The 15,339-nt window shown below is 42.1% G+C and carries 13 protein-coding genes; 6 read left to right on the forward strand and 7 right to left on the reverse strand.

What is annotated here, in order from left to right:
- Positions 1-201: 201 nt before the first annotated feature.
- From CDC33_RS30195 to CDC33_RS30205, 3 genes are all read right to left on the reverse strand, one after another.
- Positions 202-597: a hypothetical protein gene (locus CDC33_RS30195; RefSeq protein ID WP_109012051.1), complete on the reverse strand. Its 396-nt coding sequence runs from the start codon at positions 595-597 to the stop codon at positions 202-204.
- Between the two features lie 172 nt (positions 598-769).
- A complete protein-coding gene (locus tag CDC33_RS30200) occupies positions 770-1,396 on the reverse strand; it encodes a chloramphenicol phosphotransferase CPT family protein (RefSeq protein WP_109012052.1) in 627 nt (208 codons plus the stop codon).
- Positions 1,397-1,628: 232 nt separating this feature from the next.
- Positions 1,629-3,524, reverse strand: coding sequence for a zinc-dependent metalloprotease family protein (locus CDC33_RS30205; RefSeq protein ID WP_109012053.1), 1,896 nt, complete (start codon positions 3,522-3,524; stop codon positions 1,629-1,631).
- Between the two features lie 195 nt (positions 3,525-3,719).
- Between CDC33_RS30205 and crtD the strand changes: the two genes are divergently transcribed.
- The 3 genes from crtD (at position 3,720) to CDC33_RS30220 (ending at position 7,194) form a co-directional block, all read left to right on the forward strand.
- On the forward strand, positions 3,720-5,228 hold the full coding sequence (crtD, locus tag CDC33_RS30210) for a C-3',4' desaturase CrtD (protein ID WP_109012054.1): 1,509 nt from the start codon (positions 3,720-3,722) through the stop codon (positions 5,226-5,228).
- Positions 5,229-5,348: 120 nt separating this feature from the next.
- Positions 5,349-6,473 carry a saccharopine dehydrogenase family protein gene (locus CDC33_RS30215; protein ID WP_109012055.1) on the forward strand — a complete coding sequence of 375 codons (1,125 nt, stop codon included), beginning with the start codon at positions 5,349-5,351 and terminating at the stop codon, positions 6,471-6,473.
- Positions 6,474-6,804: 331 nt separating this feature from the next.
- On the forward strand, positions 6,805-7,194 hold the full coding sequence (locus tag CDC33_RS30220; protein WP_109012056.1) for a hypothetical protein: 390 nt from the start codon (positions 6,805-6,807) through the stop codon (positions 7,192-7,194).
- Positions 7,195-7,378: 184 nt separating this feature from the next.
- Here CDC33_RS30220 and CDC33_RS30225 read toward each other — a convergent pair whose 3' ends face one another.
- Positions 7,379-8,677: a cation:proton antiporter gene (locus tag CDC33_RS30225; RefSeq protein WP_109012057.1), complete on the reverse strand. Its 1,299-nt coding sequence runs from the start codon at positions 8,675-8,677 to the stop codon at positions 7,379-7,381.
- Positions 8,678-9,060: 383 nt separating this feature from the next.
- Entirely contained in the window at positions 9,061-9,216 is a 156-nt protein-coding gene (gene pirA / locus CDC33_RS39255) for an arginine synthesis PII-interacting regulator PirA (protein WP_181374176.1), read from the reverse strand.
- A 111-nt stretch (positions 9,217-9,327) separates the two neighbouring features.
- On the opposite strand from pirA, the gene CDC33_RS30230 reads away from it, so the two are divergent.
- Positions 9,328-10,140, forward strand: coding sequence for an SAM hydrolase/SAM-dependent halogenase family protein (locus CDC33_RS30230; protein WP_109012058.1), 813 nt, complete (start codon positions 9,328-9,330; stop codon positions 10,138-10,140).
- Between the two features lie 12 nt (positions 10,141-10,152).
- Here the strand turns inward: CDC33_RS30230 and CDC33_RS30235 are convergent, their stop codons facing one another.
- Together CDC33_RS30235 and CDC33_RS30240 are read right to left on the reverse strand one after the other, a co-directional pair.
- The gene (locus tag CDC33_RS30235; protein WP_109012059.1) at positions 10,153-11,295 is read right to left on the reverse strand and encodes a calcium-binding protein; all 1,143 of its coding nucleotides are present in this window, start codon (positions 11,293-11,295) and stop codon (positions 10,153-10,155) included.
- A gap of 406 nt (positions 11,296-11,701) precedes the next feature.
- Positions 11,702-13,303, reverse strand: coding sequence for a peptide ligase PGM1-related protein (locus CDC33_RS30240; protein WP_109012060.1), 1,602 nt, complete (start codon positions 13,301-13,303; stop codon positions 11,702-11,704).
- Positions 13,304-13,996: 693 nt separating this feature from the next.
- On the opposite strand from CDC33_RS30240, the gene CDC33_RS30245 reads away from it, so the two are divergent.
- Positions 13,997-14,878, forward strand: a complete 882-nt coding sequence (locus CDC33_RS30245; protein ID WP_109012061.1) for an SDR family oxidoreductase — start codon at positions 13,997-13,999, stop codon at positions 14,876-14,878.
- Between the two features lie 203 nt (positions 14,879-15,081).
- Positions 15,082-15,339, forward strand: a complete 258-nt coding sequence (locus CDC33_RS30250; protein WP_109012062.1) for a hypothetical protein — start codon at positions 15,082-15,084, stop codon at positions 15,337-15,339.

The following is a 15,339-nucleotide window of genomic DNA, read 5'->3' on the forward strand; positions in this document are numbered from 1 at the left end:
GAAGACGCGATGAGGCAAAGAAATTATCCGATACTCTAACCGTGTTCCAGCACCACGATTTTTCCGTAATATAAGGAAACGGTGAACAGAGAACTTTAATCAGGCTTTTAGCGGTGATTTTGCTCTTAAGGTTTAACAATTCTTTAGCGCATAGCCTGACGAACATCGTCTTAATCTTGGGCAATCATTTTAGTTACAGTTTTAGAGTTCAAACCTTCTAATAGCATACATAAACTGGGTGTTAGTGACTAACGTTGCAAGGGAGACCGCTCCCGTGTACCCGAAGACCGCTCCCGTGAACTTGAAGACCGCTCCCGTGAACTTGAAGACCGCTCCCGTGAACCCGAAGACCGCTCCCGTGAACCCAAAGACCGCTCCCGTGAACCCGAAGACCGCTCCCGTGAACTTGAAGACCGCTCCCGTGAACTCGAAGACCGCTCCCGTGAACTCGAAGACCGTTACAGTGGGAGCAACGCGATTTTGTGAGGTGCTAAAATCTGGGACGTATATAGCTTGTTTCAGGATGCGATCGCAACTAAAAAACCAGATTTTGTTGAGAATATAGGGGTGTAATTGAGAACTAAACCCCGATCTCACTTTTTCGCGTTGCTCCCGTTACAGTTGCAATATTAGACCTCTTGCAAAAGTGCTTTTTGCACTCTTGGGGAAAAGGGTAAAAGTTAAAGGGGAAGGGGACAAAACAGAACCTTTTCCCCTTCCCCCTTTCCCTTTTCCCGACTTATGCAAGAAGTCTATTGATAACGACAGGTTAAGTATGGTGTGCAGCGAGTCGTTGGAATGCTGACGGTGTTGGAATATCTGCGAGGTGCTTACGTATCACCTCGGCACACGCACCTGGGCTTAACAACGAGGTATCGACTTCAAGATCATAGATGCCAGGGATGTGGACTTCACGTTGCCATAACTGAACCGGATGTGGCATTAACGAGTAGGCTGCATTTTCCACTTTCCCCCTCGTCTTTTGTCGCCGTTCCATAATGATTTCAATGGGGCAACGAACGCCTACGAACAAAACCGGCAATCCGTTCAAACGCCGGGCACTATCGGCCAGAATGCCCCGTGAGATTGCGTAGGCGTCATGGTGTCCAACATCAACCACGACATTCAGACCCAAGCGGCTGTGGGCAGCGATGGACTCATACATAGCGCTGTACAGAATGGGCACAAGGGGTTCGATGTCCTGGCGTTCTCCCCCTGGCCGCAGACCGATCCCAGGCAGGTATCGTGGGGGAGTCATTTGCATAAACCTATCGACACCCAAGTTCATCCACAGACCATCAAATGTCTCCTGGATTACTGCAACAATGCTTGACTTCCCCGATCGCGGGGCACCATTCAGGATGATAATCTGTCCTAGCTCCTGTGTCTGCCCCACGATCGCTCCTCGCGTCTTTAATATATAGTTAGCAATTCCACGTTAAGGCTAAAACGTTGAATCGGCAATTGAAAATGCTTCTATCTCAGCCATTGCCTAGTACTTCTTTTCAATCGGCTAAGATAATGCCACACTAAATAAATCCAAACATTAACTTTAACATTGCGCTTACCAACGACACTGAGTAAGTAATCATACCCCAAAGCAAACTTATCTCAAGTCCTATTGTTCCTTATGTAATCAAAATATGAGTATCGATAGTGGCTAGACCCCCATCATTGAAGACGTTGACTAAATCATCTTTCCCATCTGCGTTAAAATCGCCGACTAGCCATTTTTGAGTATCCCCAAACCCGCCTTGCCCAGTTGCCCATCGCTGGATAGCAAAACTCTCACCATTAGATAAGTGAATATCGATATTAGCTAGACCCCCACCATCATTGAAGACGTTGACTAAATCATCTTTCCCATCTGCGTTAAAATCGCCGACTAGCCATTTTTGAGTATCCCAAAACCCGCCTTGCCCAGTTGCCCATCGCTGGCTATCAAAACTCTCACCATTAGATAAGTGAGTATCGATACTGGCTAGACCCCCATCATTGAAGACGTTGACTAAATCATCTTTCCCATCTGCGTTAAAATCGCCGACTAGCCATTTTTGAGTATCCCAAAACCCGCCTTGCCCAGTTGCCCATCGCTGGATACCAAAACTCTCACCATTAGATAAGTGAGTATCGATACTAGCTAGACCCCCATCATTGAAGACGTTGACTAAATCATCTTTCCCATCTGCGTTAAAATCGCCGACTAGCCATTTTTGAGTATCCCAAAACCCGCCTTGCCCAGTTGCCCATCGCTGGATACCAAAACTCTCACCATTAGATAAGTGAGTATCGATACTAGCTAGACCCCCACCATCATTGAAGACGTTGACTAAATCATCTTTCCCATCTGCGTTAAAATTGCCGACTAGCCATTTTTGAGTATCCCAAAACCCGCCTTGCCCAGTTGCCCATCGCTGGATATTAAGAAAGTTTAGAGTACCACTGATAAAGTACTGCCCCAAACTGCCGTAATCCGTGTAGCCAGTTAAAAGAGGATTTTCTTTTCCTATACCATCAATTTTGAGGTAATAATTTCCAGCAACGACATTTGTTGTAATACTTGCAGATAGTAAATCTGTAGGATTAGACGATGCAATTAAGGTACCAGCAGAATTGTATAGCTCTGCCAAAATGTCTAAGTTTGGCCCTCGACTAAAAGGATTCACTATCAAGCTAATCAGACCAGTACCTGTGACAAAACTATAAAAATCTAGATCTGTATTGCGCTCAATGATGCCACTACTACTGATAGACGTACTAGAAATGGTTAGTGGCTTTGCTGTCGCAATTGTATCACCAGAATCATCGGCTCGGTAGGTGAACCCATTTTGGGTTGTAATAATTTGCAAATCATCCTCAGTATTGTTAGCAGAAGCATACTCGCCTTTACTCCACTGGGCTAGGCTCTGGTAATACGCTGATCCCATGATCGGTGCCCAACCGGTTTCTCCACTACCATGTCCTTGGTAGTATTCTTCAGCAGGGGTTATTCGTGCATCATGCTCAAGTCCCAGCGTATGACCTACTTCATGAGAGATAGTCTCAGCCGTCTCCTTCTCATCACCGTTGATCGTATTTTCATCAAAAACAAAGGCAGGAGTATCACTATTCCAGTTGAAAGAACCAACATAGGCGGTTCCTCCGGCTGCTTTACCATACCAATCGTCATAGCTACCGCCGATCGCAACACGCACCCCCCAGCGAGTATCATCACTGCCGCTCTTAATTAAATCGTTAATATCTGCTGGAGCCTGCGTTGTGACATTAACATTAAACGGGCTGAAATCCTCAGCGACACGCTGCCAGATATACTGAATTCTTTCAAGTTCAACTGAGCTAAAGGATGCTGTATTGCCGTCGAAGTCGAAGGCAGGGGTGATAATGTTAGCCGGACGTTCACTTGTGTTCCAGAGAGTACCAGAGGTGATATTGCCGTCGAAATCTAAATAAATTGTCTGATTAGCTCCTGGTAAGCTGTTAAGGAAGAAAGTTTTAGACAGGTCTAAAGAAGCTGATACTGACATGTAATTTCATCCTTAAAGGAAACCTCTATTAATTTCTCAATATCAAGCAGATAACTTTACGTATTTTGCTATGCAATCTTTACAAAAAGTTAGAATCTGCTCTCACCGATACTAGAAATATTTGCATGGGCACAGATGGCGCAGAGAAGGTAAAATTATAATTAAAAATGTTAAGAATTTTAAATAAACTAATCAATGTCCAGCATTTCTCTTGACAAAAGTAACTCTCATGTTGTCGTTATCGGTGCGGGAATAGGTGGACTGACTGCTGGAGCATTATTAGCTCATAGAGGTTACAGCGTCTTAATTTTAGATCAGGCTCTCGTACCAGGGGGTTGTGCTTCGACGTTTAAACGGCAGGGATTTACCTTTGATGTGGGCGCAACTCAGGTGGCGGGGTTGGAACCAGGGGGAATTCACCACCGCATTTTCTCAGAATTGTCAATAGATTTACCGCAAGCAACGCCTTGCGATCCTGCTTGTGCGGTATATTTACCTGGGGAAAGCACACCGATTAATGTCTGGCGCGACCAAGAGAAATGGCAAGAGGAACGACAAAAACAGTTTCCTGGTAGCGAACCGTTTTGGCAATTGATGGCAACTTTGTTTAATGCCAGTTGGGAATTTCAAGGACGCGATCCGGTGCTACCACCGCGTAATTTATGGGATTTGTGGCAACTAGCGCAAGCGGTGCGTCCCAGTACATTAATTACTGTACCCTTCACTTTGTTTACGGTAGGAGATGCTTTACGGTTATGTGGACTGGGAAATGACCAACGACTGAGAACTTTTTTAGATTTGCAATTGAAGCTATACTCCCAGGTGGATGCAGAACAAACAGCATTACTTTATGCTGCCACAGCGTTGAGTGTATCCCAACTGCCCCAAGGATTGTTTCACCTCCAGGGAAGTATGCAAGTATTAAGCGATCGCTTGGTACAATCCTTAGAAAGAGATGGCGGTAAATTGTTGATGCGCCACACTGTAGAACAAATCAAAGTAGAAAACGGCAAAGCTACTGCTGTAGTCATTAGAAATCAGAAAACTGGCGAAGTCTGGACAGAAGCCGCCGACCACATCGTTAGCAATGTCACGGTGCAAAATTTGGTGCAGTTGTTGGGACAAGCGCCATCTGGATATAAAAATCGGGTGGAAAAACTACCCCAAGCATCGGGCGCATTTGTAGTGTATTTAGGTGTAGATGCCAGCGCGATTCCGCCTGAATGCCCTCCCCACCTGCAATTTCTGTACGATGTCAATGGCCCCATTGGCGAGAATAATTCCCTGTTTGTTTCCGTCAGTCATCCTGGGGATGGCCGCGCACCGGAAGGGAAAGCGACAATTATCGCTTCTTCATTTGTCGATCCTGCACAGTGGTGGCAGACTGATGATTATGAAGGACTAAAAGAAAAGTTTACCCAAGAAGCGATCGCTCGTCTTGCCCAATACTTCTATCTCAAACCAGAAACGATTATTCATCAAGAAGCCGCAACACCGCGCACCTTTGCCCATTTCACAGCCCGCGATCGCGGTATAGTTGGCGGTATTGGTCAAAGGATTCCCACTTTTGGCCCCTTTGGGTTCGCCAATCGTACACCCATCCAGCATTTATGGTTAGTTGGTGATTCCACCCATCCCGGCGAAGGTACGGCTGGGGTGAGTTATTCGGCGCTGACGGTAGTTAGGCAAATTGAGGCGCAATAACTTATCAAATACCAGTAATTAAAAAGTCTTCCTCCCTTAGCAAGCAAGTCATACTTGTAACCGATGGCAAAGGGGACGGAAAACTGTTCAAATTAAATTATTGTTGCGAATGCTGGAGTAATGACAGACAGCGTTTTAATTCTTGGTGGACGGGGGCGGATTGGTAGCAGTGTTGCTCAGGATCTTGCTACCCATACGCAAGCTCAAATTACCATTACTGGACGTTCTGCGGAATTTGGGAAGGCTGTTAGCTTGTCTTCAGGAGGACAAGTGCAGTTTTTGGTGTTGGACTTGGCAGAAGTTGACAAGTTGCGAGATGCGATCGCAAACTCTAACTTAGTCATCCATTGTGCTGGCCCATTTCACTATCGAGACACTAATGTTCTTGAAACTTGTATTGCTCAAGGCGTTAATTATGTAGATGTCAGTGACCATCGTTCTTATACCAGCAAAGCTCTCAATTTTAGTGAAAAAGCTGCTGCCGCCGGAGTGACAGCAATTATTAATACTGGCATTTTTCCTGGTATTTCTAACAGCATGGTACGTCAAGGTGTTGAACAATTTGATAAACCAGAAAAGATCCATTTAAGTTATTTAGTTTCTGGTTCTGGCGGTGCTGGCATTACAGTGATGCGGACAACTTTTCTTGGGTTGCAGTATCCTTTTGAAACTTGGATAGATGGAAAATGGAAGATAATCAAGCCTTATAGTGAAAGAGAATTAGTTGATTTTCCACCTCCCTATGGACGCACCGGGGTTTACTGGTTTGATATGCCAGAAACCTTTACACTGCCCAAAGCTTTCCCATCAGTAAAAACTGTAATTACTAAGTTTGGCTCTGTTCCGGATTTTTATAATCATCTAACTTGGATTGCGGCACACGTTTTTCCCAAGTGGTTAATGCAGCGTCGTTACATGATTGAATTTCTGTCTCATGTCAGCCATTCAATGACAGATGTCACTAATAATTTTACTGGGATTGGTGTAGCAGTTCGTTCGGAAGTTACAGGACAAAAAGATGGTGAAACCGCCGTTTATTGTTCAACTGTAGTGCATGAAAATACAGCCGTGGCTTCTGGTTGCGGCACAGGTAGTATTGCCCAGTTATTGCTAGAACGCAAACTCAAGAAACCAGGTGTTTTTGCTGTGGAAGAAGCACTCCCAACAAATTTATTTGAAAAGGTAATGCAAAGCCGAGGGATTAAAGTTAATCATAGTTGGTTAAGGGAAAGAAAAAAACTTTAACCCAAACCCAGTAATTTTTTCCCCAAACCCCATTTCGAGTTAAAAATGCTTTACCCGAGAAGTATTGGGTAGGGACGTACAAATGTACGCCCCTACTAGTACAGCATGGCGTAAATAAACCACCCATTCCAAATCAACAAAACTCTTACGCTATATTCCTTTTGACTTTTGACTTTTGACTTCCGCCTTGCGGTACTAGATGTGAAAATTAATATACCTTGCGGTAGAAGTAAAAACTGTACCTAAACATTTAGGATGCCTGTGAGCCTGAAATATTGAACATATTTATACATAACCAGGGCTTATAACAGAACAACAGGAGGAGTTTTTCGTGCAAAAAATTCTATTAACTTTAAAACAAGCATTACGTTCAAGCTTTTTGGTTATTGGTTTAATTATTTTCATTAGCTTGTCAGGTTCTTTCATTTTTGTTCAGCAACCTAGTTATGCAACTACTCTTGAAGAATTAAAGCTAATACCTCCAGAGTATAAACCAAATTCTGAAGAAAAAATTAATCGTGCTAACGAATTTGACCCAGGTGTTGGCATTCAAGAAGAAGAACGACAAAAAGCTTATGAGCAAGCGATAAAAGATTCAAAAAACCTTACTACTATAGAGAAGACTTACGAAAGGAATTTGAAGGCAGAACAAGAACAAAATCCGCCAGAAACTTTTGGTGAAAAAGCAAAAGAAGTTATTGAAAAGGTGACAGGTAAATAGGGAATATATATCTAATCCCCAACAGCTTCCTTACTAGCGTTGGGGAGTAATATTTAAAGCCTCTTTTGGGTTTGGAGTCACAGGTTTATAAATTTAAATTTTAGGGTGTGTTATCGTTGAGAGTACAGTACCATCAACAATTTAAGGTGCGTTAGTCTTGGCATAACATACCCTATATTTGTTTTTACTCAAATTCATCTATTGTGGCGGGAACATTAGGCTTTATCTGATTAGCAATATTGCGCTCATACCATTTCATTAATGGAGTTGCACTGATGCCATGTATAATCACAGAAGCAACAATAGTAGTGTAAGTTATCCACGCAATTTGTTCGGCAGCCTCACCTTTTAAACCATTACCAAAGGCATAAGCCAGATAATATAAAGAGCCGACACCGCGAATACCAAACCATCCAATCAACCATCTAGTTCCTGGATGAAAGGTTCGGCGGTGTGATTCTACAGGGCGTTTGCCTATTGTGCTAATCCAAACTCCTACGGGTCGGATTATGAATAATAGTAAAATAATTACTAATAAAGATTGCATAGCATAGTTAAGCATTGGCTTGAATAATAATATTGATCCCAATAGTAAAATTGTTCCAACTTCCAGCAGTTTTTCAACTTGCTCAACAAATTCCAACTGTGCTAGCGGTTTTTCAGGATTTCTGTAACTGCGTTGGACAACTAATCCAGCAACAAATACTGCCAAAAATCCATAGCCATTCACCATTTCTGTTAAAGAATAAGTTATTAGAATTGTGCTGATAGCAATAAAATCTTCCATTAACTTATCGGCACGACGGCGTTTTTGAATTCTTTTTTCAATCCAAACTATAGATTTTGCAACAACAATTCCCATAACAATAGCAGCTGCGATCGCCCAAATTAAATCAACCGCAATCCAGTCTTTAAACCAGTTACCCCAGTTATCATCTTTTATTGCATGAAGACCAAAATAAACGAAGGGAAAAGCTAAAGCATCATTTAACCCACCTTCCGAAGTTAAACCAAATCTCAACTCATCTTCATCGTTTATATCGGTCAGTTGTACTTCTGATGCTAATACTGGATCGGTAGGTGCAAGAATTGCTCCTAATAAAATCGCTTCTCCCCAATTCATCCCTAAAAACAACTTACCCACAACAGCCAGAGCCAAAATTGAAATTGGCATCAGAAATACAATCAATCGCGCCGTAATGCCCCAAGTTTTCAACCTTAGAGGACGAACAATTCTTAAGCCGCAGCTAAACACAGAAATAATTACTACAAGTTCTGTTATTTTTTCCAGCACTTCGGCATTAAAAACGTCATCTCGACGAAATTGAATCAGCCCAAAGGCATAAGGGCCTAGCAAAATACCAACTACTAGATAGATAAGAGCAAAAGAAAGAGGTAAACGAGCAATCCAACCTGACCCTAATGTGACCATCAGTAGAAGTAGACCAATCACAAATAGGTCAATAATATAAATATCTACCATATAGCGAGTTATATAAAAATTAGGGGTTCCTTTGTAAGGATAGTTGTAATAGCTTGATGTTATAAATTACCTATGGGCTGATTTTCTTGAATTGGAGATTGGTGATTCACACCAGCCAGCAAATTTGTGAAGAAGAGAATATAATTTACGCAAACTCTACGATTCTTGGCGTTCTTAGCGGTTCAAGAAATTAAGCTTTTTTAGACTCTTTGCGTTAAGTTTATGTTTGTGGGAAGGTGCGTATGAAGGTGGGGAATGGGGAATAGGGAGTAGGGAGTGGGGTCAATACGGTTCGGTTAACGTTTTGATATTTTGAAGATCGCCCATAAAAAAAACCCGCTACAGCGGGTTACACAACAAACTAAGAACATTGAAAACTTGATCTAACTGGAATACCTCATCTCAGCTTCCAGTTGACGAATCAGCTGTTCGTCGCCCTTTGCTCTGGCTACTTGCAAGCGATGTTCTAGGCTTTTTTGAATATTCTCTCTGTGAGCTTCTTGTATTTTTCTGCCACTTTGTAGTCTATTTTGATTCATAGTGATTACCTTCTTTAATTTTTTGCTTTATGTCTTGCATTCTTAACATAACACAAATTTTGTAGCTGTTGCTACAGAATTTTCTAACTTAATATATATTTTAGCAAAAAGATGCCTAAGAAGCAGGCAAGTCAACAACCACTCCTAACTTTACTAAGCGATTTCGGCGATCGCGATGTTTATGTAGGCATAATGAAGGGTGTTATAGCCCAAATCAACCCCAGACTGAGGGTAGTAGACTTAACGCACCAAATCCCGCCGCAAGACATAGCCGCAGCCAGATTTTCTCTGATGAATGCTTATGCCTATTTCCCAGTGGGGACAGTTCATGTGGCAGTAGTAGATCCGGGTGTGGGAAGCAAGCGACGAGCGATCGCAGTAGAATTTGCTCAAGGGTTTCTGGTAGGGCCAGATAATGGTATCTTTAGCGGGGTACTTAGTCAAAGTCCAGCGATCGCAGCCGTTGAACTTACAAATCTTAACTATTGGCGAACTCCTCAACCAAGCAAGACTTTTCACGGTAGAGATATTTTTGCACCAGTGGGAGCTAATCTTGCTAGTGGTGTGTCTCTCAAACAGCTAGGACGAGAAATTGATCCAGCAAGTTTGGTAAAACTGGATATAGGCGAGTGCAAGCAAACAACCACTGGTGTAGTGGGTTGCATTCAATATATTGACCACTTTGGCAACTTAGTCAGTAACATTGCAGGGAGTTACGTACAAGGCAAAACTTGGTCTGTGCAAGCTGCTGGGTTGACTATACCAGGCTGTGAAACTTACAGTGATGTCAAGGTGGGAGAGATAATAGCTTTAGTTGGCAGTCACGGCTGGGTAGAAATTGCCATTAATAGCGGCAATGCTCACTCAAAGTTGCAGTTAAATTCGCAAGAAACGGTTCAAGTTGTACTAACTTCTGAATTCTGAATTTTGCTGTAATTAAACAACCACAAAATTGTTTTCGGTTAGTGAAACTCCACCAAATAGTTGTGCAAATTGTATTTGAGTAAAACTACCCCCACTACCATCTCGGTCAAAGTACAGCGCACCTGTGGTGAAGTCATAGATAAATCGTTGAGCGCAAGTGGTTGCAGATGTTCCAATCGTAAATTGACTTGCCTTAAGTGAACCGATTGATAATCTGCAATCAAAACCAGCAGCCGATACTTGAATAAGTTCATTGGTAGCGTTGAAGCCATAAAGACTATCAATACCTTCATTGAAACTATTAAAAACAAAGGTATCAGTACCAGATCCTCCAATTAGGGTGTCATTCCCAGTACCACCGTTGAGGGTGTTATTGCCTAACGCAGCAGAGGCACTAAGAGAATCATTACCATCCCCTCCAGAAAGTACGTTATTGCCTGTTGAATTGTCAATACTCAACGTATCATTACCAGCGCCACCGTCGAGGGTGTTATTGCCGGATGCCTCACGATACACTTCTGGGAGGCCGCCGTTGTATCCGTAACCGCCAGAGGCACTAAGAGAATCATTGTCATCGCCTCCAGAGAGTAGGTTATTACCTGTTGAATAGCCAATATCCAACGTATCCTTACCATCGCCTCCAGAGAGTAGGTTATTTCCTGTTGAATAGTCAATATCTAACCTATCATTACCAGCGCCACCGTTGAGGGTGTTATTGCCAGGAACAATGTCATAATATCTACCCTGCTCTATCTGGAAGAAGCCATAACTAAACAGAGAATCGTTACCATCGTCACCATTGAGCAAGTTATTGCCTGATGAAGAATTAGCATACAAACGATCATCACCAGCGCCACCGTTGAGGGTGTTATTACCTTCGGAGGGAATAAGGTATGGACCACTATCGCCTACCAATAGATAACTGGTGTCAAGAGTATCGTCACCAGCGTCACCATTAAGCAGGTTATCGCCTTCTGAACCCTGAACACTCAAGTCATCATCACCAGCGCCACCGTTGAGGGTGTTATTGGCTGATGAAGTATATGGTCTAAAGCCGAAGGCGTCGGGGTCATATTGATACCCACCGATTGAGAAATTATCATTGCCATCGCCACCAACGAACAGTTTACCCTTGGTTTCAATAATATTTGCCATAAATTTTACCTAACTCAATCAATTCTTTCACTACTTTTGCAGTCAATTCAATTCTCAAGTTGCTGTTAGTGCTGTTTGAAATCAAGCTTGAATGCTGGAGAGGATGTCTGGCACTCCAGAAGTTTACTTTCCCTCTATTTTTATCTCTGGCTTAATCAGGCGAGTTTTATGCAAAAGTGAATTATTTTTATAAGACTTTACATTTTGACTTGCTCAATTTCTTACTGAGAAATCCGGGTAGCAAGTCAGGTTAACGGCAAAAGAATACATCTTGAAACGCGATCGCCCTACCCGCCTGCTCTTAGGAGAAACAAAGCATAGCTTTGGCGGGGTAGGGTGCAATGACTACGGGAATCAGAACTAATTACCCGGACATAATATAAAAGAATGTTGCAAACGATATTCTTTAACTATGTTCATCCCAAGCTACGGGAAAAGAGTAATCTGAAATCGCCGATAAATCACGATTTTCGCTGCGAGTTTCTTCATCCAGAACTTTCACGACTTTGTTATAAATATCTTGTGCTTGTTGTGGGGAATCTCCGATACTGGTTAATCCCAACTTGCCAAACTGCGAAAGGCAACCCATCAGATGAAACACTGTACCCGTTTCTGTACCACTGTCAAAGTGCAGTCTGTGATGAGCAATGATATCCATCAAATCATTAGGTAATAATCCTTGATAGCGCTCTTTTTGCAGATTATCAGTGGCAATGTAGTATTTTGGACGGCCTTGCTGACTATAAAATAATCCTGTGGAAAGGTCATAGCGACCGTTCGTTAATAATTTCAAGGTCATGAATGGATGAGTTGTACCGCCTTTACGCAGGTTAATTTCGATCGCCTGAATATCCCACTCACCGTTACCCTGATCAACGGCGATAAAATCTACACCAAATCGCTCTAAAGTGCCTTTTTCTGCTAACTTTCTGCCAACTTGTAACCCCAATTGCTGTAATTGCAATCGATATCTTTCATCAGCCGGAAAGCTACAACCAAGATAAATCTGACCGTCTGGGCCTCCAAGAATTTGGTCGTGGGTTGAAAGGATTTCCACTTCGCCTGTGGGTGTGATCCGTCCTTGAACACTGGGCGATCGCTTAATTTCACCTTCCACAAATGCTTCGCTAATTGCCCCCAACTCAGGGATTCTTCCCGAAAAATTATCCCAAGTCTCAAGTTTTGCTTGAAAGCGCATTGTTGAAAAGCGATCGCTAATTGCTGCTACCCTTTCGACATGAGTACCTTTACCCGGTGCTAGATTCTCAATTGGTCTAAGATCCAACAGTGCATTTCCCTCTCCCGAAATGCCTTCGTTGAGTTTTACCACTACCCGTTTTAATGTCGGTTGTCGTTCCCACAAATCACTGGTAGCTTCTGCTAAATCTGTGTGGTTCCAAATTTTTTCGCTACCATCTGGATGGGGTACTCCACTTTCCTTGAAGATTTGCCGACTGCCACTTTTTGTCCCCCAAATCTGTAAATCTGGTGCGGCAGCATACAAAGGTACACCCAATTTTACAGACAACTCGCCTTCCCAGTGCGAAGAGTTGTAGCAAATCATAAATGATTTATCTAGCCTCAAAGCTTGATGAATCCGCTTTAACAGGCGGGGACGTTCTAAAATCTTTTGACTCAGGGGTTTAAGCGAGGAATCGTAAGTAGAAAGTAGCAGCAAGCGATTGCGAGCATGAGAAAACGGAATTCCTGGCAACAATTGCAAGTAATAATCAATGATACTAGGATGCAACGGTACTGATGTTACATAAACCAGCCGAGTCCGGGGATTCTGCAACCGAATTAAAGAAAATAGTAATCTTTCTTCATAATGTTCGCAGCCTTCGATCTTTTGGAGTTCGCGCTGGTCGATACTCAAGGAGGGAATAATTAAAATATCCGCTTCATTATTATCAAATGACTCGCTCGTTTTCCAGCGATCGCTCAGGGTTAATTGTAAGTGGTGAAACTTTTCAACCTGCTCTGACTCAGAAATATTTAGTATTGCCATAACCCTACCCTCTAATAATCTCAATGTAGCGCACCATGAAGGCTTTTGGACTATTATGCAAACTAGTCGTCAGATACCTTTTAGTCTGCAACAAGGCAACTATGCAGATATCAGTCTAAATAAATATTAACATTAACAAAAATAGATGGTATTGAGGTAAGTATTTTTGTAACCACTAAGTGATAAAATATAAATCTTGATTTTCATTTAGCGAAAATGGCTTAATTATTCAGGCGCAATAAATAACTATTGATTATAGACTAATTCAGTAACTCTAATTGATTAAATTTATTTTACGTCTTAAGGTTGAGCAAATTGCAGCTTGTTTTACGTCTATGGAGTGATAAAGTATAGCGACATAATAGTTAACTTAAAAGCACATGAGAAGCAGAAATTCTTCATTGCATGAGAGTTATGTACTTGTTTTTCGTGGTCAAGTGAATAGTGTGTGTCAGGTGTGAGGATAAATAATGTCAGCCGCGTACAATTGCCAGTCATAAGTACGTTTGGTAAGCATCGAGTGGATAAATGCCTAAAGTTGCAAATGGCTAGTGGGAGCCAAAGCAAAAATTAAACCTTGGGTTGAAGTTTCGATCCAAGGTTTACTTTTGAAATGGAGAGTAGATGATTGGAAACGGCTTTTCCCAATATCCAATTACATTCAATCAATATTAAACTAGCGAGACAAAACCTATGGCTAAATCAAAAGAGAAAAAAGACCCAAAAGAGCAAAAATTACAACCGCCACAGCAGCAAGAAACACCAGGTGTTGAATCAGAAATGACGCCAAAACCCAAAGCAGATGATGCCCAGTATCGGGGTAGTGGTAAGTTACAAGATAAAGTGGCATTGATTACAGGTGCAGATAGTGGTATTGGTCGTGCTGTAGCGATCGCATTTGCTAAAGAAGGTGCAGATGTAGCGATTCTTTACCTCAATGAACACGACGATGCCAAAGAAACAAAACAATTGGTAGAAAAACAAGGGCGTCGTGCAGTAACCATTGCAGGTGATATTGGCAATGAAACTTTTTGTCAGCAAGCGATCCAACAAACAGTTGGTGAGTTTGGGAAACTGGATATTCTCATCAACAACGCCGCCGAACAACATCCAAAAGAAAGTATCGAAGAAATCACCGAAGAACAACTAGAGCGAACTTTTCGCACTAATATATTCTCGATGTTTTTCATGACTAAAGCTGCACTCAAGCATTTACAAGCAGGCAGTTCTATCATCAATACTACATCAGTAACAGCTTATAAAGGTAGCCCACAGTTACTAGATTATTCCTCTACAAAAGGTGCGATCGTTGCTTTTACTCGTTCCTTATCAAAAAATTTAGTATCCAAAGGAATTCGCGTTAATGCTGTTGCGCCAGGGCCAATTTGGACACCTTTAATTCCCTCAACTTTCCCCGAAGATAAAGTTGAAACTTTTGGGAAACAAGTACCAATGCAACGAGCCGGACAACCAGAAGAAGTTGCTCCTAGCTATGTATATTTAGCCTCTGATGATGCTTCTTATGTCTCTGGACAAGTGTTACATGTCAATGGTGGAGATGTTGTCAATGGCTAAGTGAAATAGTTAAGAGTTAGGAGTTTGGAGTTATAACCAATATATTCTTAATTTATAACTCTTAACTTTCAACTCCTAACTTTCAACTTCTAGCTCTCAGATTCTAACTCTACCCTAATGGTCTTCCATTGGAGGGATGAGGAAATGCGGGAATATTGATAGTCTATCTAGCAGCAAACATTTAAGAAATAATAAGTACGTCTATGGCATCTCCTACACCATTGAATGGCACAGAACTAGTAGATTGTGCTAGAGCAAATGCCCAGCAAGGAATTGAAACTGCTGCTTATCAATGTGGCTATGGTCAAGACCTCAACAAATTTGCCAAAGAACTTAGACAAGCTTGTGAAGACATGAATTTACAAGTAAAAGAACTTAGTGGATTGATTACTGACCAGGACATGATACTGCAATTAGGTACTGGCGAAATTGTTGCCCCAGATACAGAATCAGAATTGTAA

Source organism: Nostoc commune NIES-4072, assembly GCF_003113895.1.
In the GTDB taxonomy this organism is placed as follows: domain Bacteria; phylum Cyanobacteriota; class Cyanobacteriia; order Cyanobacteriales; family Nostocaceae; genus Nostoc; species Nostoc commune.

Excerpts from the sequence above, each read along its gene's own strand:
- CDC33_RS30205 (WP_109012053.1), bottom strand. The coding sequence starts at position 3,524 with ATGTCAGTATCAGCTTCTTTAGACCTGTCTAAAACTTTCTTCCTTAAC.
- crtD (WP_109012054.1), top strand. The coding sequence starts at position 3,720 with ATGTCCAGCATTTCTCTTGACAAAAGTAACTCTCATGTTGTCGTTATC.
- CDC33_RS30215 (WP_109012055.1), top strand. The coding sequence starts at position 5,349 with ATGACAGACAGCGTTTTAATTCTTGGTGGACGGGGGCGGATTGGTAGC.
- CDC33_RS30225 (WP_109012057.1), bottom strand. The coding sequence starts at position 8,677 with ATGGTAGATATTTATATTATTGACCTATTTGTGATTGGTCTACTTCTA.
- pirA (WP_181374176.1), bottom strand. The coding sequence starts at position 9,216 with ATGAATCAAAATAGACTACAAAGTGGCAGAAAAATACAAGAAGCTCAC.
- CDC33_RS30230 (WP_109012058.1), top strand. The coding sequence starts at position 9,328 with ATGCCTAAGAAGCAGGCAAGTCAACAACCACTCCTAACTTTACTAAGC.
- CDC33_RS30235 (WP_109012059.1), bottom strand. The coding sequence starts at position 11,295 with ATGGCAAATATTATTGAAACCAAGGGTAAACTGTTCGTTGGTGGCGAT.
- CDC33_RS30240 (WP_109012060.1), bottom strand. The coding sequence starts at position 13,303 with ATGGCAATACTAAATATTTCTGAGTCAGAGCAGGTTGAAAAGTTTCAC.
- CDC33_RS30245 (WP_109012061.1), top strand. The coding sequence starts at position 13,997 with ATGGCTAAATCAAAAGAGAAAAAAGACCCAAAAGAGCAAAAATTACAA.
- CDC33_RS30250 (WP_109012062.1), top strand. The coding sequence starts at position 15,082 with ATGGCATCTCCTACACCATTGAATGGCACAGAACTAGTAGATTGTGCT.